We start from the raw sequence: 20,846 nt of genomic DNA on the forward strand, positions 1-20,846 counted from the left end.
CGGCATCGCTATATTTATTGACATATACATATTTATATTTTCCCATTAGTTGGAGTAGACATGCAATTAGGTACCGCGCTTACCCCCTCAGCGACCAAAGCATTATTATTAGGCTCTGGAGAACTCGGCAAAGAAGTAGCCATCGAATTTCAACGATATGGGGTTGAAGTCATTGCGGTTGATCGTTATCCGAATGCTCCTGCCATGCATATCGCTCATCGATTTTATGTAATTGATATGCTGGATAAAGATGCACTAGAGGCGGTCATTCAACAGGAAAAACCTGACTTTATTGTTCCAGAAATCGAAGCGATCGCAACCGCTAAATTGGTTGAATTAGAACAGCAAGGCTTTAATGTCATCCCAACAGCGAAGGCGGCTCAACTCACAATGGATCGCGAAGGGATCCGTCGACTTGCCGCAGAAACCTTGCAATTACCCACCTCGCCATACCAATTTTCTGAAGATTATCAGGATTATCTCAAGGCTGTGGACGACATTGGCTATCCATTTGTCATTAAACCGGTCATGAGTTCTTCTGGTAAAGGCCAGTCTGTCGTCAAAACCCAAGAACAGCTGCAATCAGCTTGGGAATATGCCCAATCTGGAGGACGAGCAGGTGCAGGACGGGTGATTATTGAAGGATTTGTGGATTTTGACTACGAAATTACCCTGCTCACCGTTCAGGCTATCGATGGGATTCATTTTTGTGCGCCCATAGGTCACCGTCAGGAAGATGGCGACTATCGGGAATCCTGGCAACCTCAACAGATGACTGCATTAGCTCTCCAGCGCAGTCAGCATATTGCTGCAACCGTCGTTAGTGCACTCGGAGGCTATGGGCTTTTTGGTGTTGAATTATTTGTTAAAGGTGATGATGTTTACTTTAGCGAAGTTTCTCCGCGACCACATGACACAGGAATGGTCACGATGATCTCGCAAGATCTATCTGAATTTGCCCTGCATGTTCGTGCGATTTTAGGATTTCCGATTGGACAAATTATGCAATACGGGCCCAGTGCCTCTGCCGTATTACTCGGTCAAGGACAATCAAATGCTATTCAATTCAGTGGATTAGAAACGGCTCTACAACACCCTCAATGTCAACTTCGCTTATTTGGCAAACCTGAGATCGATGGTCGTCGCCGACTCGGCGTTGCTTTAGCTCGAGCGGAAACAGTTGAACAATCGATAGAACATGCTAAAAAGGTGATAAGTCAAATCAAGATCACTTATTGAGCGATGCCTTTAAAACCGACGTTACTTGAAGAAGAGTTAGCCCTGTTAATGGCTCCGGTTAAAACAACCGGAGTTCATTCGTTGACTCGAGTCATTAGCGCCGGTAATTATCTGGAAATTAACATGCCCGATGTCCAGGTAATTTATTGTTCTAGTATTGATGAGCTCATTTTTTCGTTAATCAGTAATACCGATATCGATGCCATTATTTTGTCGGGAGAACAGTTTTCCGATAAAGATTTCTGGTTGCTCACGCCTTTACTGGTGAATATGGAACAAGCCCAGTTATTTGTGTATGGGGCTGTTCCTAAAATGATCCCAGATTTTCCCGATTTTGAATATTGTGAATCGAGTACCGAATTAATCATGGCGCTCCACCACTGGCATACTCACCTTACCGAACACTTTTCTGTTTGGCTGGAAAGCGGGCGAATTGCCATATCCAACAGCCATCAGGGATATTTGCAGCTATTACTTCCAGATATTAAATCATCGTCATTTCTTCCTATTCATCAGATCACAAATGATGATCAACCATTACTGGCGATCATCGTTTGTTCACCTCAAAATGCTGAGATTTGTGAAGAAATTCAGTTTATAGCGGATCAATCCCCAAAACTTCCCATTATTTTAATTGATCAACAAAAAACTCAATTGGCCAATACAGCCCATCATTTAGCTTTAACATTGAACTTAAATGTACTGGCAATCACCATTGACGATAAACATCAGTTACAAGCGATTATTATTCGCTACTACCGTCGTTATCTACGCTGGTTGAATCATCACTTTATTCCATCCAACCATTCAACCGGGTTCATCTACCAGGCTGAACAAAAGAAGCCTGTCGGAACATTTCAATGGCCACCACGTCAATTTATGACCGTTCAACGTTATTATGTTCGCTGGCAGGATATATGCGCCGATGGCCATTCACATGATTTGGATCAGGCATACGAAACACTACGAGCCGTATACCATTTCGATTATTCCCAGATGGTCATTGTTTTTGAAGGGGATCTTCCCAAACATCGTCATCTCCCGGCGCTAACCCGGCTGTTAGCTCGGGATGTTGGGATATGTTGGATCCCAGCCTCTATCACACAATTATTGCAAACCCGGGAACAGATCGGACTGACACAAATCTTGATCCCATTGTCGATCTGGCTCGAATTTGTTGCTGACGAACAGCGCCTTGCCGACTGGCAGCAACGTTATCAACAACGTAAGATCCAAGTTGGATTATTAGGGGCCAATAAAGAACTCTTACGCTATACTTCATCACTCGATTTTCAGCTGATGGCCGAACCCAAGGGGTCTGCACACCACCTTAAACCGGATTATCAATATCAATAAATTGAATATCCAACTGATAATTTTCCTGAAGCCACTGTCCCAGAGCCTGCACACCATACCGCTCTGTTGCATGATGTCCGGCGGCGTAATAATTGATCCCCATTTCCCGGGCAATATGAGTCGTTTGTTCCGATATTTCACCACTAATAAAAGCATCTAGTCCCTGTTCAGCGGCCAATGCCAGATAACTTTGCCCACCTCCGGTACAAATACCTACTTTACGAACAGGCCTTGAATGGCCTTCAATATAAAGAGGAGGACGATCCAGTGTCCGCTCAATCGACAATGCAAGCTGTTCTCCAGATAATGGTTGAGTCAATTCCCCCACCACAGCGACACTCCATTTATCCCAAGGCTCAAGTAGACGACGAATCGAAACCCCCAAACGCTGAGCCAACTGTGCATTGTTTCCTAACTGAGGATGAATATCTAAAGGAAGATGATACGCCAACAAATTAATCTGATGAGCTAACAATGTCGCAATTCGCTTCCCTTTCATTCGGGTAATAACCGGCGACTCACCTTTCCAAAAATAACCATGATGGACTAAAATCGCATCAGCTTGCTGCTCAATAGCCGCATCAATTAATGCCTGACTCGCGGTTACACCCGTGACAATTCTCTGAACATCCGCCCGGCCTTCAACTTGTAAACCATTCGGACAGTAATCTTGAATCGCCATTGCTTTTAATTCTTCATTTAAAATATTTTGCAGACGGTAGGGATCCATTTAAATTTTCCTTTACGGATAATGCATTTCGGCATGGTAAAATGATCACTTTATTCATGCAACTATCAAACTAAGGGAGCCCTGTCGTGACTGAACAGAGTCAGTGGATCCAGGCGTGTTTTCAGTACTGTTTACATACACCACTGCTTTATGATCTGCCAACCGAACAATCTAACCAGAAATGGCTGGATCAGTTTCGACAAACACTTCCCACACCCCTGCCTAAAAATTTACCAAGCCCCTCTCCACGGCTCGGTTTATGGTATGAACAATTATGGCTAGCCCTATTCAATCATCATCCAGATTTTGAAGTTCTCGCTTATAATCAAGCTATTATGCAGGATAAAAGGACTCTCGGGGCTATCGATTTTCTGCTGGTGGATCATCATCATCAATGTGTCATTCATTTGGAAGTGGCCGTTAAATTTTACCTGCACTTCTGTAGCCAAGGCCCATCAGCTTGGCTAGGACCTAATCCAACAGATCAACTCCCCCGCAAAATCAGTCATATGCTCCGCCATCAGTTGCCGATCGGGTATCATCCATTTATCCAACAATTACGAAGCCGTTACCCACATTACCGATTTGTACAACAAGCCATTATTCAGGGAAGATTATTTGAACCTGGACATCAACTCATGGATGGAGGCTGGTTACGTATCACCGACTTAACATCCGATCAAAAAAAACAATTAGCTTACATAAAAAAACTATATTGGCTAACGCCCGAATGGGCTCCTAACACCCCACAGCCTCAAAATATTACTCAACCAATAATGGTTTATGCTCAAGGGAAACAGATGATGCTAGTTCCCGAACAATGGCCCCAATTTGACAGCAAAAAAGGTGTTTGAGTCCTCTATCCCAAACACCTTTTAAGCAACCGGTTATCCTTTATCCGTGAAATTCCGGATGCTCTTCATGTGAGTACTGGGCCATAAAAGCCTCAACCTGCTGGACCATATTTATACTGCCACAGAAAAATGGCGTCCGTTCATGAAGTTCCGTCGGTTCAATATCCATAATCCGCCGAAATCCATCGCTGGCTTTGCCTCCAGCCTGTTCCGTTAGAAATGCAATCGGGTTACATTCATAAAGCAGCCTGAGTTTTCCCTTTGGAGCACTCGCAAATGACGGGTACATATAAATCCCCCCTTTGATCAAATTCCGATGAAAATCGGCCACCAAAGAACCAATGTAGCGAGAGGTATAAGGACGGCTGGTCTGAGGATCTCGTTCCTGACAATATTTAATATACTTTTTAACGCCATCCGGAAATTTAATATAATTGCCTTCATTGATGGAATAGATCACACCATCTTGCGGGATCTGCATATTTTCATGTGATAGATAAAATACCCCAAGAGAAGGATCACAGGTAAATCCATGCACACCATGCCCTGTGGTATAAACTAACATCGTTGATGATCCATATACCACATAACCGGCGGCTACTTGTTTATAACCGGGCTGTAAAAAATCATCCAAAATAACCGGAGTCCCTACCGGAGAGAGGCGTCGATAAATCGAAAAAATAGTTCCGACCGTCACATTGACATCAATATTAGAAGAACCATCCAATGGATCCATCAGCACCACATATTTACTGTGACTTTGCTTTTTCCCATTAAAAATAATGATGTCTTCTTCTTCTTCAGAAGCCACCCCACAAACTTCACCCCGAGCTTCCAATGCGGCCTTAAACTTTTCATTGGCATATAAATCCAACTTCTGCTGTTGTTCGCCTTGAACATTTTCAGCTCCGGTCGCCCCGATAATGTCCACTAACCCAGCCTTATTAATTTCCCGATTCACCACTTTAGCTGCTAACCGAATAGAACCCAGCAATTGTGTTAGCTCTCCAGAGGCTTCCGGAAACTCATGCTGTTTAGCGACAATATATTCCCCTAACGTAATCATGTATTTTTATCCCAACTATTTTAAATGGTGTAACCTGTTTCATGAGTTAACTGGCTATCAACAATGTTTCAATATATTTAAAAAACAAATCACCTCTTAACATATTGTTAATTATGATATTAGGTTGATTGTCATTTTTAGTTATTTCAATGCCACTCTTCTTATAATCTCAACGAGCGAACTCAGCGGCACTCATAACATTTCAGAGTGTAATCTAAATATTACATGCATGAAACATTTATAGTTATGGATAAATTTGCTTTGCTTGTCAAAGAAATAAACACCGGATAACTTATTTATGATAATTTTATCGTTATCAGATATATACGATACTTAAAAATTTGTATCTAAAATCGCTAGATTTGTACGCATAGCAAACAGGGTCTCAACACTGTTTCCAACTTACATGATGAAGACCCCGACTAGAAACGGACAATGCTCAATGGCCCTCAGAACTTCATGACAAAGGATTTCTCGATGAAAAAATGTATAAGACCTCAGATTTTGTTTTTACCTCTTTTATTATCGGCTACGCTGGGGATCCACCCCGCCATTTCGGCGACACTTCCAGCCGTAGAAGCACAACATGGCATGGTGGTTTCTTCACAACGGTTGGCTTCACAGGCCGGTCTAAAAATCTTGAAAATGGGAGGTAATGCCATCGATGCAGCAGTCGCAGTCGGCTATGCTCAAGCTGTTGTGAATCCGTGTTGCGGCAATATTGGCGGTGGTGGCTTTATGACTATTCACCTTGCTAATGGCAAAGATACGTTCATCGATTTTCGGGAAAAAGCCCCGGCATTAGCCACAGCGACCATGTATCAAGATAAGCAAGGCAATTTAATCAAGGGAGCAAGTCTACATGGTTATTTGGCGGTTGGTGTTCCGGGAACCGTCAGAGGATTGGATTTAGCGTTTGAGCGCTATGGGAGCGGTCACTTAACAAGAGCCCAAATCATGGCACCTGCCATTAAACTGGCCCGAGAAGGCTTTATCCTCACTCGAGCCGATACCGATATTCTAGATACAAAGACTCCACTACTCCGTTCTGATCCGCAAGCCGCTCGTATCTTTTTACACTCTGATGGCTCTGCTTTGCAACCCGGCGATAGATTGATTCAAAAATCATTAGCCAAAACGCTCGAAGCGATTGCCTATCAAGGGCCCAAAGCGTTTTATCAAGGAAAGATACCGCAACAAATTGAACAGGCTTCATCCGCAAATGGCGGTATTTTAACCGCCAAAGATTTTGCAAGTTATCAGGCTATCGAGCGAAAACCGGTACAATGCCACTATCGGGGTTATCAATTCATCTCGGCACCACCCCCAAGCTCAGGTGGAACCACGATGTGTGAGATCCTGAATATTCTTTCCGGTTATAATATGAAAGCGATGGGGTATGGTTCAGCTCAGGCAATCCACTACATGACCGAAGCCATGCGTCATGCCTATGTTGACCGAAATACTTTATTAGGGGATCCGGACTATGTCTCAATGCCACTTAAAAAATTGCTGAGCCCGGAATACGCCGCCAATATTCGAAAACAGATCCAATCTGATCAAGCCGGTGATTCCACATCACTACACGCCGGTGTTTGGCCCCATGAAAAACCTGAGACAACCCATTACTCTATTGTTGATCAAAACGGCAATGCCGTTTCCACAACCTATACCATTAATGGCCGCTTTGGGGCCGGTGTCATGGCTCCCGGAGCAGGCTTTTTCCTCAATGATGAAATGGACGACTTCACCAGTAAAGTGGGTGCGAAAAATATGTTTGGTCTCGTTCAGGGCAAAACCAACGCAATTGCCCCAGGGAAGCGCCCCCTTTCATCTATGTCACCCACTATTGTCACAAAAGATGGACATCCCTTCTTAGTGGTGGGCTCTCCGGGCGGTTCTCGGATCATTACGATCACACTTGAAACCGTCATGAATATTATTGATTTTGGTATGGGGCCACAAGAAGCGGTCAATGCTCCCCGAATCCACCACCAATGGCTACCGGATAAAGTGTTTTATGAATCTCGGGGATTATCTCCCGATACAGTTCATTTATTAAAAGCACAAGGATATACGATGGTGGAACAAACGCCTTGGGGAGCCGCTGAGTTAATTATGGTCGGATTACCAAAAGACGCATCAAGTACACAAAGCTCGGGCAATGATTCGGCCGTATCAGGAAAAATTCGTCCGGGGTATCTTTACGGTGCCAATGATGCCCGCCGCCCGGCCGGAGCAGCCATCGGTTATTAAACATGACATCAATAAACGTGAAGAGAAGTGTTGCACAAAAAATATCCTCCGGTCATACCGGAGGTTTGAGGGCTTTCAAAAAGTGAATTTAAGTGGAGACAATGTCATATTCAGTTCTGGATTAACATTGCCCATAAGACATCGAATAACTCATGAATCGTTTTATGACTGAATTGGAAAAATGCTTATCAAATTACGTGTAACGACTAGCGTTTACATAAAAGTTTCTACAGCTTCATTTTTATAGTTTGGCCATTTTAATTTCAAATCAACATCCTCTGAAAATGAATCAATATCAATTGATATCATGGCTTAGAGCAAATATTTACAGCAGCTCTAAATTTTTCAGAAATTCTCTGTAACTCACTCTTAGAACGACTATTAACCCACATTCCACTCACCGTTTTATAATCTCTAGTTACCCAACGGTCACCATGCTCATGGTGTTTCTCGTACTCAAAGATATACAGATCTTTCGTCTTTTTTCGATCAAAACCAAATGTAAAAATCCGCATCCCTTCATAATTTTTTTTCCACTTAGAATCTTTGATGTTCATGACTCGAAGTTTATCTAAGTTAATTCTAAGGGTTTCTTCTGTATATGGTGTATTAGCATAATATCTATTCTGTTCTGCTTCCCTTTTTGTACTTTTGATAATTAAAACTTCACAGGGATTATTTAAATTATCAATTTTGACTCTAAAGTGATCTTTATACGATATTTTCCGAATATCACCATCTGTAAATGAATAATAATGTGCACTTTGATCATTAAGAGCCGAAACTAACTCTTTAACAATATCATGCTTAGATTTCTGCTGTACTTTGGCAACGGGTTTCTCTTTAGTATAGGTCCCTTTATTATAAAGACCTGAATTCGCCGAATAATATCCCTTAATAATGACGTCTTCTTTACTCCCATCTACCTCTGCTGTTCCACATACTTTGGCATAACCGGTGATCCGAACATGACTCCCATGAACCTGAGCATCACCACAAACTAATGCTCGTCCTAAAATTCGGGCGGCATTAGTTACAGATGCAAAACCACAGATTGCCGCATTACGACCCACCCAAATATTATCTGTAACATCGGCATCATGTGAGACAAATCCTCCTTGGCTAGGGTTCTTCGAATGCCGATCATTTGTAAAATAATACCCTTCTTCCCCCGGGCATTTAGGAGAAGTTGCTGCAAGCGTACTACTTGTCATAAGCATCAATATTAATAAAAACAGAAATCGCATAAACTTTCCTTCCCTTTGTAAATTCAAGCAAATGACAAGAATTTAAAATCTATTCCCTGATTAATGATGTAAAAGTAAATAAATATTTAAAATAATCCATATAATCATTAACGATGGTAGGCAATTGGTCAATAATTGATAAAATTAAGTACAAATTTTTTGATACGACGCAATAATGATATAGATTCAACTAAAATGATACTCAGTATAGGCCATTGTATTCTTAGGATTATGGATACCCGTGCACAGCCACTTGCAGTATTACTCATCCGAAAACTATAAAGACCTAAATATAGTCAGCGCCGTAAAATCATAACGTGCAAAAGGGAAATAAATCTAATCGTTGATATAAAAGTTTCCTCACGATTAAATATGAATTTATCAATTAATAATCTCATATCTAGAGCCCCCTCGACTAAAAATATTCTGCTACGAGGGAAACTCATGTCATTATTTGTATCGTGATTTAAATCTGACTTACTCGGTAAAAATCTGTTTGGCCCAACGGGTCAATCCACCAGCAACACTGCCAAAATTATCACCGCTGATCTGTTCAATCCCTTTAAATTCATCTGCAAGAAATTGACGAATCACAGGAGAATGCGCCGTTCCTCCTGTTAAGAATAATACGTCTGGCTGAGTCTCCGCCTGAGATAAAACATCATCAATCAGCTGTGACATTGTCTCAGTGAGTTTATGGCTGGCTTCTAATAAATTAGCCTTTGATAATGAACCGACTAACCCCTGATCTAAATAATCTAGATGACAATTAACCTCTTCGTGAGTCGCTAGATCTATTTTGGCTTGCTCGGCACTTCGGTTTAATCGCTGCGTTAGTTGCTCTTTCTGAAGCTTATCAAAACGAGACCAATAAGGGGCACGCATATCATCTCGCAACTGATATAACGTTTGAATCGCTTGTTTCGAATAAAAATTGGCTTGGGCCGGTAGGTTATTAACAGCTGCCGCATCGTGGTATAACTTATGCGGCATGGGTTGACCATTGTTCAATGGCTGGTTCATTCCCAATAATGGCATAAAGCCCTGAATATTGAGTGCAATATCAAAATCATTTCCTCCGATACGCTGGCCGCTATAACCCAGCACCAACTGTTCATGATCAAAATGCTCCTGATAATCCGGCCCCATCTCCAATAAGGAAATGTCACTGGTTCCGCCCCCAATATCAACGACTAAGACTCGTTTACTCTGCTTTAACCCGGCCTGATAGGTGAGTCCGGCAGCCAGTGGCTCATATAAAAACTCAACCTGCTCGAACCCAGCAAAATGAGCGGCTTGGGTCAGAATCGTAATCGCCTGATGGTTACTTTGTTCGCTATTGAGTCCCTGAAAATTGACCGGGCGACCAATTACAACTTTTTTAAGTGGGCTTGCGGTCTGAATTTGTACTTGCTCACGTAAATGAACCATCATCGCAGCCACAATATCTTCAAACTGTTGCTGATGACGAACCGTTAAGCCCGTTGCACCTAAGAAAGACTTCGGTGATTTCACATAATAACAATCTAAAGGATCATCTAGATACGCTTCAAATGCATGCTGACCAAATTGTAAATCGCTGTCATATCCATCCAGAATGGCTTCATTTAACGCTCGTAGACTTTGAGATATGCCAGCGCCTCTAGCCTGCTCATAGACTGATTCAATACCTTGTTTTTTTAATTTTTGATAAAGCCAACCACTGATAACTTCACGCTGAGGAGCAAATAAGGTTGAAGCCATATAGCGGCCATGCAAAGGAAGCTCAATAAGTTCAGGACTAGAATTGCAAAATAGCCCCAAGGCACAATTAGAAGTTCCGAAGTCAAATCCGGCAAAAGATGAATAAGTCATAAAAGCGGCCATCTATTATCGATCAAGCCGCGCAGCTTAACGAAAAGCAAACCAACCAGCAAGTGTTCTTGTTATCGATGGCGTAGCTTCCTAATGCCATAGCAAATCACACCCGCAACAGCCATTGCAGCCAGGAATCGAATTCCTCCCCAATTTTGCAACCCTGAGAAAGGGGTGACGACCCGTCCTAAAGCCTGCCCGGCGAATAACATGATTGTCGCTGAAAGCATCAGTCGATTCATCTCAATACCCTAAATAATTTACACAACACGTCCTTTAATGGGCTGCGATTTTAACAGTATCTGGATGTTTTTACAGCATCAGAAAACTGTTATTCAAATTTTTTTGTAGAAAAAAAACAACAAAAACTTGCAATCTTTCGCTTTTAAAAATACTGTATATACATACACTGTATATTTAAACAGTATTTGGAGATTAATAATGAGTCAGTCACTTGTATTTACCAAAAAACGGACATTTGTTTGGCAACGTGAAAACTGGGAACTTTTTAAAGAGAAATCGTTCCAGAATACTTTAGCGCCCAAATCAGAACCATCTGACCTGATTCATTGTATTTCTAATGACCAAGTAAAAGAGGAACAGCTACAATATATTATTCCAATATTACGCCAATTAAGTCAGCAAAAACGTTGGGTTATGCTAATTGCCCCACCCTCGATTCCTCAAGCTTTATCTATTGAAAATTATGGGATTAATACCGATTATGTTCTCGTTGTACATCCCCATTCGAATCTTAATCCATTCGAAATTCTGGAACGTGCTCTGCGAAGCGGTTCTTGCAGTGCGGTATTAGGCTGGACGGAACAAGTGGATGAGCACCATATGGATCTCTTAAAAATTGCAGCTCAGCAAGGGAATACCTTGGGGTTTGTATTCTCAGACCCGAGTTCAGATTCAATAGCCGCAGCATCACCTTCGCGGAAAATCACCGCTGGATATATTCATTAATGGGGTGGATCACCACATTAGGTGTGGATCGAACTCAGATAAAATATTTTGAACGCAACGCGCCTTGTAACACTTCGAGGTTTAAGCGAACAAGGCGCAACAAAATTCAGGATGACTTTCAGCTGCAACCCTCCAATTTTCAACGAAAAGTTTCGTCAGTTCAGGAAACGATCGTCGCGATGATGGCATCGGCCTCAATCAATTGTCCCTGCTCGACTTGAAGATGAATTTTCCCGGAAACTTCAGCAACGACGGGAACTTCCATTTTCATCGCTTCCATAATAGCAATTGAAGTTCCTGCGGCGACATCACACTTATCTTCAACCAGCCATTTAAACAGCGTTCCAGTCATCGGTGCTTTAACCTCTCCCAAATCGCGACTGTCTGCGGGAGCACCGGATCGTTCAGCAGAGATCGACTCAGAAGGTTGGATCCCGCCGAGTATGTCAGCTGGTAAACCAATTTGAACTCGTTTTCCATCTATTTCGATCCAAAAGCGCTGCATCCGTTGATCGTTTATCGGTTCAGGCTTAGCACTCGCCTCCAACTTTGATTCAAAAGAGGTTTCAATCCAACGAGTATGCACCGCAAAGTCTTCAGCAAAATCAGGCTGGTTCACGACTTGACGATGAAAAGGGAGCACGCTGGCAACCCCTTCAATCTGAAATTCCTGCAGCGCTCTCCGAGCCCTGCTCAGAACTTGCTCCCGCGAGTTTCCTGTCACAATCAGTTTGGCCATCATCGAATCGAAATATCCTGAAACCACCGATCCCGAAGTTACGCCGGAATCGAGCCGAATACCGGGACCAGACGGCGCACGGAAATCCGTAATCGTTCCGGGTGTCGGTAAAAATCCTCGGGCCGGATCTTCGGCATTAATCCGAAATTCCATAGCATGTCCCCAAGGTTTAGGTGTTTCATCCACCGATAACGGCAAACCGGCCGCAATGTTGAGTTGCTCAACAACCAGATCAACACCGGTTGTTTCTTCGGTGACAGGATGCTCGACCTGCAATCGTGTATTCACTTCAAGAAATGAAATGGTGCCATTCTGGCTGAGCATAAACTCAACCGTAGCCACGCCAATATACCCGGCGCTTTGGCAGATATCCCGAGCGGCCTGATGGATCTGTTGACGCTGTTGTTCACTCATAAAAGGAGCCGGAGCTTCTTCGACTAATTTTTGATTTCGCCGCTGCAACGAACAATCTCGGGTGCCGAGCACCACAACATGTCCCTGACGATCCGCAATCACCTGTGCTTCAATATGACGGGGATTATGTAAAAATTGCTCAATAAAGCACTCTCCACGACCAAATGCGGCCACAGCTTCCCGGACGGCAGACTCGTACTGAGCTTCTACCTCATCTAAGGACCAGGCGACTTTAAGTCCTCGTCCACCGCCACCAAATGCGGCTTTAATCGCAATGGGTAAACCATGTTCTTTGGCAAAAGTGTAGGCTTCAGCAGCGCTCGCAACCGGATCATGGGTTCCGGCAACTAATGGAGCGCCCACTCGCGCCGCCAGTTGTCTGGCTTTTACTTTATCGCCCAAGGCTTCAATCGTTTCCGGATTGGGTCCAACCCAAAGCAATCCCTGTTGCTGAACAGCTCGGGCAAATTCTGCTCGCTCGGAAAGAAATCCATATCCGGGATGAACCATGGTTGCATCACTATGGTTCGCAATCTTTAAAAGTTTATCGATATTCAGATAAGTTTCTGCGCTCGTATCACCGTGCAGGGCATAGGCTTCATCGGCCATCTGAACATGAAGAGCCTGGGCATCCGAATCACTATAAACTGCCACTGAGTCCATCCCCAGATCTCGGCAAGCCCGGATAATACGCACCGCGATCTCGCCCCGATTGGCAATCAGGACTTTGTGTTTTTGGGTATTATTGTGTGTTGTCGACATGGGTGCTGTCACCTTCTTAAAATTCAACTCAGAGTTCTCTGAACGGCTGGATAAGATTAAATCGGATCCAAGCGCCAACCGGAAGTTGCCCGGCCCGATCCAAATGATACGATGCCACAGATGCAATCACCGGATAGCCACCGGTTAATGGATGATCACGCGTAAAAAGAACCGGCTGGCCATTGGCTGGAACCTGAATGGCTCCCATTGTTGTTCCTTCACTGGGAAGTTCATTGTTATTCTTTCGACTCAAAGCCTGTTGCCCTTGGAGCCTCAGCCCAATCCGGTTGGATTGGGGAGTAACCTGCCACACTTGATCGATCAGATCATCGAGGGATTTCGAGTGAAACCAGTCACTATGGGGCCCCATTGTAATATCCAGAACAATTTCTTCCCCCGCTTTGGAAAACGACTGAAGAGCCATCTGATCAAGCATCACGGCTCGTCGTACCGATCTATTGGCAAGTTCGAGACAATCTCCCGCTTGAAGCGGCAACGGTCCAACCTGAGCTAACGAATCATAAGAAGAGCTATTCAATATCGGCGTGCATTTAAAACCGCCGCGAACCGCCAGATATCCCCGAGCACCGCGGTCAGTCATAGCGATCTGACATCGATCGCCGGGATAAAGCGCTATCGGCTGATAATGGCTCACAATGGTCGTCTGCCCTTGTTCCGATAAAACCGTCACGTTGCCCATAGCCCCCGTGAAGGACACCACTATCGACTCATAAACGTTGAATGCCAATCCACCTTGAGTTATTTCAAGGCATGCCCAATCGTCATCATTTCCTACGATCTGATTCGCCTGACGGTAAGCTCCTTGGTCCATAGCTCCCGATTCAGAGATCCCCATCGCAGCCATACCGAATCGACCTTGATCTTGAAAAGTCGTCAATAGCCCCGGAGTTATTATTTCCAGAGCTGCTGCATGCTGTGATTCTTTAAGGCGCGCCGGTGGAGCGGATGTCAGAAAGACTTTAGGTGCCAATTGATCAACGGCTTCAAACTGGACTTGATCCCCCGGCTGAAACAGTGCGGGCGGTTGACGCTGGAGATCCCATAACACAGCCGAAGTCGAGCCAATCAGCTGCCATCCTCCCGGACTATCTTTAGGATAAATGCCACTAAATTCCCCCGCTAATGCCACTGAACCGGCTGGGATACGGGTTCTTGGAGAGCTACGTCTTGACACATTAAATGGCTTATCCAGACAAGACAAATAAGCAAATCCCGGCGCAAATCCCGTAAATGCAACCTGATATCGATGTTCCGTGTGCCGTTGGATCACTTCATCCGTTGTTATCTCAAGCCACGCGGCAACGTCGTCTAGATCCTCGCCATCATAGACCACTGGAATCACAATGAGCTGACCTGCTGCAGGTAACACCGGTAAATGTTCTCGTTGCCGAATCAAGTGGACTAATTGCGCCTGATCTAAACGGTGCCGATCAAAATAGATCAGTAGCGTTCGAGCCGCCGGTATAATATCCAGGATCTCGGCAATCGGAGCAGTCATTAAAGACTGGTGTAGCGCCATCACGGCTTCAAGACTTTCTACTTCCACGAGTATGGCATTTTGATTGACGGGTAGAAATCGCAACTGTTTCTCCTTAATGGATCCACAAGGGAGCCATCTGCTGCTCAAATCAAGCGGTTAAAGGACGAATGGATATCCCTTCGTTTGCTAATGAGTGACGGAGTATTTGGGCCATGGCTACGGCATCCGGGCTATCCCCATGGATGCAAATGGATTGCCCTTGGATCGGGGTCTTTTGTCCATCAATACTTATGATGTATCCCTCTTTAATCCACTGCACCATCCTTCTGGCGACTTGCTCTGGATCGTGTATCACTGCACCTTCTTGATGACGTGAGACTAAGCTTCCATCAGCCTGATACGCTCGATCCGCAAACACTTCAGCCCAAACAGTCAATCCAGCTTTCTCGGCCCAACCCATTAATGGTGAACCGGCTAAAGCCATTAAAGGTAAGCGCTGTTTTGAATCGCATAAAGCATCGATGACAGCTTTCGCTTGAACCGGATCGTTGGCAATTGTGTTATAGAGTGCTCCATGCGGTTTCACATAACGGATCTGTGCCCCTGCGGCGCTTGCGAGTCCTTGCAGAGCTCCAATCTGATAGAGAACATCAGCATAGAGTTCATCATAAGTCACATCCATCGAGCGCCGACCAAACCCCACTAGATCTCGGTAACCGACATGCGCACCGACATGGACTTGATGAGCCACCGCCTGCTTTAAAGTCGAAAGGATCCCTTTGGGGTCTCCAGCATGAAAACCGCAGGCAATATTGGCACTGCTAACTAATGGCAATATCAATTCATCATGCCCCATTCGCCATGCCCCAAAGCTCTCGCCCAGATCGCTATTTAAATCAATTGATAACATTGACTACGCCTCAATAAATCATCTAAGAATAGACCGCATGAAATAAAGTCACCATTCGGTGATCATGATGGCCGCTGAGACTTCTCTAAAATGATAGTGGCAGCCCGATGAGCTCTCCAGTCCAACATCAAGCGAGCCTCCCAAATACCTTGTTTAGAATATTATATTGTTCTACATTAATATCAATATTGTTGAACAATTTAATCAGCGTGATGACAGCTTCATCCAAATACGTGCTCCTAATACCCGGTCACAGAGGCCATTGCCAACGTCGACATGCAGCAACCCCACTGAGGCGATCACGACCAACTTGTTGAGTTTCATCGAATATGCTTAGATACATCAGATCCAATAAAAGACTATAGAAACATGCTTGAGAAACCCCAATTAAGCCGTAGCCAAATTGTCGCTAATGCTATTCGAGATAAAATCATTGACGGTGATTTAAAACCTCAAACTCGGTTATCAGAGGCCAAGTTATGTGAACAATTCGGCGTGTCTCGCAATACGTTGCGGGAGGGATTTAGGTTATTAACACAGGAGGGAATTTTAGACTATATTCCGAACCGGGGGGTATGGGTCGCTCTTCCTGATGCCCACAGTATTATGGATATTTATCGACTCCGGAAACTCATTGAAACCGAAGCGATTCGTGAAGCGTACCCTCATCATCCGGCATTACAGGACGCCCAACGAGCGATTGAATCCGCACACCAAAATCAGCTGGAACAAAACTGGCAGCAAGTTGGAACTGCCAACATTCAATTTCACACCGCGATTGTGCATCTGGCAGACAGCCCACGCTTTGACCAAATACACCATAATATCTGTATTGAATTACGGCTTGCTTTTAGCCACTTATCAAATCAGAAAATGCTACACCAACCTTACATTGATCAAAACGAACGTATTTTACACCATATAAAACAAGGAAAATTTCAGCAGGCGATTGTACTTTTAGATCATTATTTAGATATGTCTCTGCGAACTATTTTAGGAGAGTTAGCCCGGTTATCCCAATAAACTCCCCCGGGCAAATATTGTTCATCCAAATCCAACTTAGCAGGATCGAGCATAATCGACATAGGAACAGGCATATCGAAATTTCCCTTTATTATCGATAATAAATAGACTACTTATTGGTAGTGATCTTAAAACCCACTGGATAGATAATATATGAAAACTCTAGGATATGCGGCTCATTCAGCCGACTCAGAATTAGTTCCTTATCATTTTGAACGCCGAGAGCTACGCCCTAATGATGTAGCCATAGAAATCTTATACTGTGGTGTTTGCCACTCAGATTTACACACCGTCAATGGTGACTGGGGGCCGCAAGCTTATCCACTGATCCCTGGCCATGAAATCGTCGGTAAGGTCCTTTCTGTTGGTCCTGAAGTGACCAAGTACAAAGTAGGCGATCAGGTTGCTGTCGGCTGTATGGTTGATAGTTGCCAAGAATGCGATCAATGTGAAAAAGGCGAAGAGCAGTTTTGCCGTCATGGTATGACACCAACTTATGGTGCACCGGATCGTGTGACAGGCGCCATTACTCAAGGTGGATACTCTAAGCATATCGTTGTCCGTGAAGAATTCGTACTCAGTATCCCTGAAAATATGGATATCTCACGTACCGCTCCTATTTTATGTGCCGGTATTACAACCTTCTCACCTCTTCGGACTTGGAATGTAGGCCCGGGTTCTCGGGTGGGCGTCATTGGTCTGGGTGGTCTGGGCCATATGGCCGTTAAACTGGCCGTAGCAATGGGCGCAGAAGTCACCGTCATCAGCCGCTCCAAAAATAAAGAAGCTCAGGCTAAAGAGATGGGTGCCAAAGGTATTCTGGCCTCTACTGATACAGATGCTATGCAGGCCGCTGCTTTTTCATTCGATCTAATCATCGATACAGCCCCTGTCAAACATAATCTGGACTTGTATACACCGCTACTAGAAGTCGACGGTTCATTGGTTATCGTTGGCCAAGTTGGTCCCATGGAAGAACAAATGACGATTCCATTAGTGATGGGACGCCGCCGCGTGGCAGGTTCATTAATTGGTGGTATTGCTGAAACACAGGAAGTACTCGAATTCTGTGCTGAGCACGATATCTACCCTGAATGTGAAATGATCCGTATCGATCAAATCAACGATGCATTTGAACGTCTCAGCACAGGCGATCTTGCTCACCGCTTCGTGATCGATATGTCTTCTTTAAGTGCTGAATAAAAATACTTTATAAAGGAAAGAATGGCAGTTGTATAAACAACTGCCATTCTTTAATAATCAAACCTCTGCTTATCCGTTCCGTTTCATTAATACTTTAATTAACTATAAATAATGTAATACATTTTCATAAATATATATTAGAAACGTCCCCATATATAACTAGAAGAAACCAATAACTAAGCAGCAGACATTTGTAATAATACTAAACGTTGGTTCTGAGTAGATTTACGGTGTAAAGATTTAATCATATGTGAATATATAATTTCATCTTGTAACGGTATTTTAGATATACTCTCAGATATAAAGCTATACCCTAAATGCCGATAAAAAGGCACTGCATTCAAAGTAACTCGTAATTCAATTTCAATTTTCCCTTGGCTTATAAGTAAATTTTCCTGATGCTGTAATAACATTTTCCCAATACCAGATCCCATATATCGCGGCTCAATATAGATCCCATTAAGATATTCTGATTGACTGTTATAGCAACTGATTCCAACAGGTTCTTGATCCTCTACTGCAATATAGACATACTGTTCAACCAGATGCTCGAACATGATCGGTCTTACCGGCTGGGTCCATTGTCGAATTATTTTTGGGGAATAAGTACCAAGACAATGGCCTAGGATAGCACGATGATAAATACCCTGAACTAGTTGTGAGTCTGCTTGTGTCGCCTTTCGGATCGAAATCATGATCAATTTCCCTTTATCATTTAAATAAAAATGAATTACGAGATATTGCTTTATATTAGAGGCTGTTGATCTTTGCTGACGTATTTTTAACCTGACTATTCATGATCACTTATCAGTCCTCCAATAAGATCAATCCAAAAAATCTACACGTTTTATAATGATAAGATTCTTGTGTATCATTTATTTATTTGAATAGAACCTGCATTTAAATACTCCATCATTTTTAACCCGGAAAATATCAGCCACCAAAGATCAACAACCTGTAATACTAAAAAGACAATAAATGTAACTGAAGAGCAATACGGCTATCAGAAACGGCCTGTAACTAGATTGCGTTCCCGATACCTGTTCCAAAGTAAAATAAATTGACTTTTTACACAATAATGCAAAAGGGTTAATAATCTTAGCTTCAAGACTGAAAGATAAAGAGAAAAGAAGAGGGCCAGAATCTGGCCCATAGTGTGGTTATTGCAAAGTTATCTGAGGCAACTCACAATTAGCCTGAAATGAGAAAATTCGATTTGGTTTGCCCTGAGAATGAAGAACCAATTGAGGAACTTGATCATAATTCCAGCTCCCCTGCCCCAAATACTGAGTTCCACCCGGTAACTGAACGGAAAAACTATCCGCACTGACTGATTGGGGATCTAATTGCAATCGGGCTGCTAATTGTTCCAGATTATTCCCCGCCATAGAGGGGTCATTCCATAAAAGATGACTCAAATTAATCTGAATACGACCTTTCAACCCACTGAATGATTCCACTGGCGTCTGAACTGAAAACTGCGAACTAAGCCGCAATGTTCCTGAAAAGGGTGCCGGTTTCTGGCATAAGTCTCGAAATAAAAGCTGACTATTAACACCGGCTAAATCAAGATTTAAATCAAATTTCGGATGAACCTGATCCAACTGCAAACTAGTATTAGCCGTCAGATTTCCATCATAAAAATCAGCGGTCACCTGTTGCACCGATAATAATCCTTTCTCCAAGGTTACCGAGCCTAAAAAGTTTCCCAACACCAAAGGCCCCAAATGCAAAGCATCGGCTTTAACTTGACCGTTAGCCTCGATCTTACTAAATAGTTTGTCCTGATAACTGGCAAGTTCATTCAATAGAAACTGAGCAGCAGGTAACTGCAACTGACCGGCAGATAAATTAAAATCAATTGAAACAGGCTGTTTGGTCATATCAACATTAACTTCACCACTCACGGGGGACTGCCCATTAATAGCTAATGATAGTGGCCGAACATTTAAAGTTAAGGTACGTGTATTTAACGTTCCCCCTCCACTAATAGTCGCTTGTTGAATTTCCTTAGCTAATTCTCCCGAAAACTCAAAATGCTGCTGATAATCGGTAAGAACCCAAAGAGTCCAATCTTGATCAATGCGCAAATCACCTTTTGCATTACTAGTAAATTGCTTATGCCCATTATCATAAGCATAATCCAATTCAAAATGATGCGATTGAGTGGTAGAAATACCATCAATTTCTGCATTCAAGGGGTATATTTTAACAGCTCGACCTTTCATCTGGTCGTCAATATCAATCCGAGCATCACTGATTTTTACCCCCTGAGCACTGATTTTCCAATTTGAGTGGAATTGAATATCTTGCCCTGAAGCTCGTCGGACATCATCAAGTAATGACTGAAGATTATTCTGGCCATCTTTACGCCGCATCCAATGTAACTGCACCGATGATAATTTTATTTCCCCGAGCTCTAAGTGGTGATTAAATAATCCCCACGGCGATACGGCGACGGCCATTTGTCCAATCGATAATAAATTACCCTGACGGTAATCAGGATCATCTTTAAGTTTTAAAGAACGAGCTGACAACGATAATTCCGGCCAAAATTGCCATTGAACATTACCATCAATCGTCAGGTCTCGACCGGTTTTAGCTTTTATTTCTGCTTCCAGCACCGGTTTTAAGTCCTTTGAACTCATAGTCAGAGTAAAACTTAGTATTGCCGCGATGAATACGACAATTAAAATGATGATGATCCAAATTATTTTGCGCAT

At 43.3% G+C, this 20,846-nt stretch carries 17 protein-coding genes; 7 read left to right on the forward strand and 10 right to left on the reverse strand.

Annotation, left to right across the window (positions count from 1 at the left end):
* Nucleotides 1-60 precede the first annotated feature (60 nt).
* Together purT and ABUE20_RS07600 are read left to right on the forward strand one after the other, a co-directional pair.
* The gene (gene purT, locus ABUE20_RS07595) at nt 61-1,239 is read left to right on the forward strand and encodes a formate-dependent phosphoribosylglycinamide formyltransferase (protein ID WP_408619277.1); all 1,179 of its coding nucleotides are present in this window, start codon (nt 61-63) and stop codon (nt 1,237-1,239) included.
* 3 nt (nt 1,240-1,242) lie between these two features.
* Complete coding sequence (locus tag ABUE20_RS07600; RefSeq protein WP_408619279.1) at nt 1,243-2,595, forward strand: hypothetical protein; 1,353 nt, start codon at nt 1,243-1,245, stop codon at nt 2,593-2,595.
* Here the strand turns inward: ABUE20_RS07600 and ABUE20_RS07605 are convergent.
* A complete protein-coding gene (locus ABUE20_RS07605; protein WP_408619280.1) occupies nt 2,570-3,325 on the reverse strand; it encodes a Nif3-like dinuclear metal center hexameric protein in 756 nt (251 codons plus the stop codon). The two genes, ABUE20_RS07600 and ABUE20_RS07605, sit on opposite strands and share 26 nt — an antisense overlap.
* A gap of 86 nt (nt 3,326-3,411) precedes the next feature.
* Between ABUE20_RS07605 and ABUE20_RS07610 the strand changes: the two genes are divergently transcribed.
* Nucleotides 3,412-4,179, forward strand: coding sequence for a DUF1853 family protein (locus tag ABUE20_RS07610; protein ID WP_408619281.1), 768 nt, complete (start codon nt 3,412-3,414; stop codon nt 4,177-4,179).
* A gap of 40 nt (nt 4,180-4,219) precedes the next feature.
* Here the strand turns inward: ABUE20_RS07610 and fbp are convergent, their stop codons facing one another.
* Nucleotides 4,220-5,245, reverse strand: coding sequence for a class 1 fructose-bisphosphatase (gene fbp, locus ABUE20_RS07615; RefSeq protein ID WP_408619282.1), 1,026 nt, complete (start codon nt 5,243-5,245; stop codon nt 4,220-4,222).
* 477 nt (nt 5,246-5,722) lie between these two features.
* Here fbp and ggt point away from each other — a divergent pair, with 477 nt between their 5' ends.
* Nucleotides 5,723-7,501 carry a gamma-glutamyltransferase gene (gene ggt / locus ABUE20_RS07620; protein ID WP_408619283.1) on the forward strand — a complete coding sequence of 593 codons (1,779 nt, stop codon included), beginning with the start codon at nt 5,723-5,725 and terminating at the stop codon, nt 7,499-7,501.
* Between the two features lie 305 nt (nt 7,502-7,806).
* On the opposite strand, the gene ABUE20_RS07625 is transcribed toward ggt, so the two are convergent.
* From ABUE20_RS07625 to ABUE20_RS07635, 3 genes are all read right to left on the reverse strand, one after another.
* Entirely contained in the window at nt 7,807-8,748 is a 942-nt protein-coding gene (locus tag ABUE20_RS07625) for a hypothetical protein (protein ID WP_408619284.1), read from the reverse strand.
* 477 nt (nt 8,749-9,225) lie between these two features.
* The gene (gene yegD / locus ABUE20_RS07630; protein ID WP_408619285.1) at nt 9,226-10,602 is read right to left on the reverse strand and encodes a molecular chaperone; all 1,377 of its coding nucleotides are present in this window, start codon (nt 10,600-10,602) and stop codon (nt 9,226-9,228) included.
* A gap of 71 nt (nt 10,603-10,673) precedes the next feature.
* On the reverse strand, nt 10,674-10,844 hold the full coding sequence (locus ABUE20_RS07635) for a hypothetical protein (protein WP_408619286.1): 171 nt from the start codon (nt 10,842-10,844) through the stop codon (nt 10,674-10,676).
* 199 nt (nt 10,845-11,043) lie between these two features.
* On the opposite strand from ABUE20_RS07635, the gene ABUE20_RS07640 reads away from it, so the two are divergent.
* Entirely contained in the window at nt 11,044-11,571 is a 528-nt protein-coding gene (locus ABUE20_RS07640) for a cell division inhibitor SulA (RefSeq protein WP_408619287.1), read from the forward strand.
* Nucleotides 11,572-11,731: 160 nt separating this feature from the next.
* Here ABUE20_RS07640 and ABUE20_RS07645 read toward each other — a convergent pair whose 3' ends face one another.
* The 3 genes from ABUE20_RS07645 to ABUE20_RS07655 are packed head-to-tail and all read right to left on the reverse strand — an operon-like array spanning nt 11,732 to nt 15,897.
* Nucleotides 11,732-13,486 carry an acetyl/propionyl/methylcrotonyl-CoA carboxylase subunit alpha gene (locus ABUE20_RS07645; RefSeq protein ID WP_408619288.1) on the reverse strand — a complete coding sequence of 585 codons (1,755 nt, stop codon included), beginning with the start codon at nt 13,484-13,486 and terminating at the stop codon, nt 11,732-11,734.
* A 28-nt stretch (nt 13,487-13,514) separates the two neighbouring features.
* On the reverse strand, nt 13,515-15,089 hold the full coding sequence (gene pxpB, locus ABUE20_RS07650; protein WP_408619289.1) for a 5-oxoprolinase subunit PxpB: 1,575 nt from the start codon (nt 15,087-15,089) through the stop codon (nt 13,515-13,517).
* Nucleotides 15,090-15,135: 46 nt separating this feature from the next.
* Nucleotides 15,136-15,897 (reverse strand): LamB/YcsF family protein, encoded by a 762-nt coding sequence (locus ABUE20_RS07655; RefSeq protein ID WP_408619290.1) that lies wholly within the window; start codon nt 15,895-15,897, stop codon nt 15,136-15,138.
* Nucleotides 15,898-16,266: 369 nt separating this feature from the next.
* Between ABUE20_RS07655 and ABUE20_RS07660 the strand changes: the two genes are divergently transcribed.
* Nucleotides 16,267-16,920, forward strand: coding sequence for a GntR family transcriptional regulator (locus tag ABUE20_RS07660; protein ID WP_408619291.1), 654 nt, complete (start codon nt 16,267-16,269; stop codon nt 16,918-16,920).
* Between the two features lie 153 nt (nt 16,921-17,073).
* Nucleotides 17,074-18,123 (forward strand): NAD(P)-dependent alcohol dehydrogenase, encoded by a 1,050-nt coding sequence (locus tag ABUE20_RS07665; RefSeq protein WP_408619292.1) that lies wholly within the window; start codon nt 17,074-17,076, stop codon nt 18,121-18,123.
* A gap of 176 nt (nt 18,124-18,299) precedes the next feature.
* On the opposite strand, the gene ABUE20_RS07670 is transcribed toward ABUE20_RS07665, so the two are convergent.
* Both ABUE20_RS07670 and ABUE20_RS07675 read right to left on the reverse strand, forming a co-directional pair.
* A complete protein-coding gene (locus ABUE20_RS07670) occupies nt 18,300-18,818 on the reverse strand; it encodes a GNAT family N-acetyltransferase (RefSeq protein ID WP_408619293.1) in 519 nt (172 codons plus the stop codon).
* Nucleotides 18,819-19,283: 465 nt separating this feature from the next.
* Entirely contained in the window at nt 19,284-20,846 is a 1,563-nt protein-coding gene (locus tag ABUE20_RS07675; RefSeq protein WP_408619294.1) for an AsmA family protein, read from the reverse strand.

Origin of the sequence: Celerinatantimonas marina, from assembly GCF_046054165.1 — a bacterium.
Classification (GTDB): Bacteria; Pseudomonadota; Gammaproteobacteria; order Enterobacterales; family Celerinatantimonadaceae; genus Celerinatantimonas.

Bases quoted from the DNA above. Each gene is read 5' to 3' on its own strand.
- yegD (WP_408619285.1), bottom strand. From the start codon at position 10,602: ATGACTTATTCATCTTTTGCCGGATTTGACTTCGGAACTTCTAATTGT.
- ABUE20_RS07670 (WP_408619293.1), bottom strand. From the start codon at position 18,818: ATGATTTCGATCCGAAAGGCGACACAAGCAGACTCACAACTAGTTCAG.
- ABUE20_RS07660 (WP_408619291.1), top strand. From the start codon at position 16,267: ATGCTTGAGAAACCCCAATTAAGCCGTAGCCAAATTGTCGCTAATGCT.
- fbp (WP_408619282.1), bottom strand. From the start codon at position 5,245: ATGATTACGTTAGGGGAATATATTGTCGCTAAACAGCATGAGTTTCCG.
- ABUE20_RS07605 (WP_408619280.1), bottom strand. From the start codon at position 3,325: ATGGATCCCTACCGTCTGCAAAATATTTTAAATGAAGAATTAAAAGCA.
- ABUE20_RS07675 (WP_408619294.1), bottom strand. From the start codon at position 20,846: ATGCGCAAAATAATTTGGATCATCATCATTTTAATTGTCGTATTCATC.
- ABUE20_RS07600 (WP_408619279.1), top strand. From the start codon at position 1,243: ATGCCTTTAAAACCGACGTTACTTGAAGAAGAGTTAGCCCTGTTAATG.
- ggt (WP_408619283.1), top strand. From the start codon at position 5,723: ATGAAAAAATGTATAAGACCTCAGATTTTGTTTTTACCTCTTTTATTA.
- ABUE20_RS07635 (WP_408619286.1), bottom strand. From the start codon at position 10,844: ATGAATCGACTGATGCTTTCAGCGACAATCATGTTATTCGCCGGGCAG.
- ABUE20_RS07665 (WP_408619292.1), top strand. From the start codon at position 17,074: ATGAAAACTCTAGGATATGCGGCTCATTCAGCCGACTCAGAATTAGTT.
- ABUE20_RS07640 (WP_408619287.1), top strand. From the start codon at position 11,044: ATGAGTCAGTCACTTGTATTTACCAAAAAACGGACATTTGTTTGGCAA.
- purT (WP_408619277.1), top strand. From the start codon at position 61: ATGCAATTAGGTACCGCGCTTACCCCCTCAGCGACCAAAGCATTATTA.
- ABUE20_RS07655 (WP_408619290.1), bottom strand. From the start codon at position 15,897: ATGTTATCAATTGATTTAAATAGCGATCTGGGCGAGAGCTTTGGGGCA.
- ABUE20_RS07625 (WP_408619284.1), bottom strand. From the start codon at position 8,748: ATGCGATTTCTGTTTTTATTAATATTGATGCTTATGACAAGTAGTACG.
- ABUE20_RS07645 (WP_408619288.1), bottom strand. From the start codon at position 13,486: ATGTCGACAACACACAATAATACCCAAAAACACAAAGTCCTGATTGCC.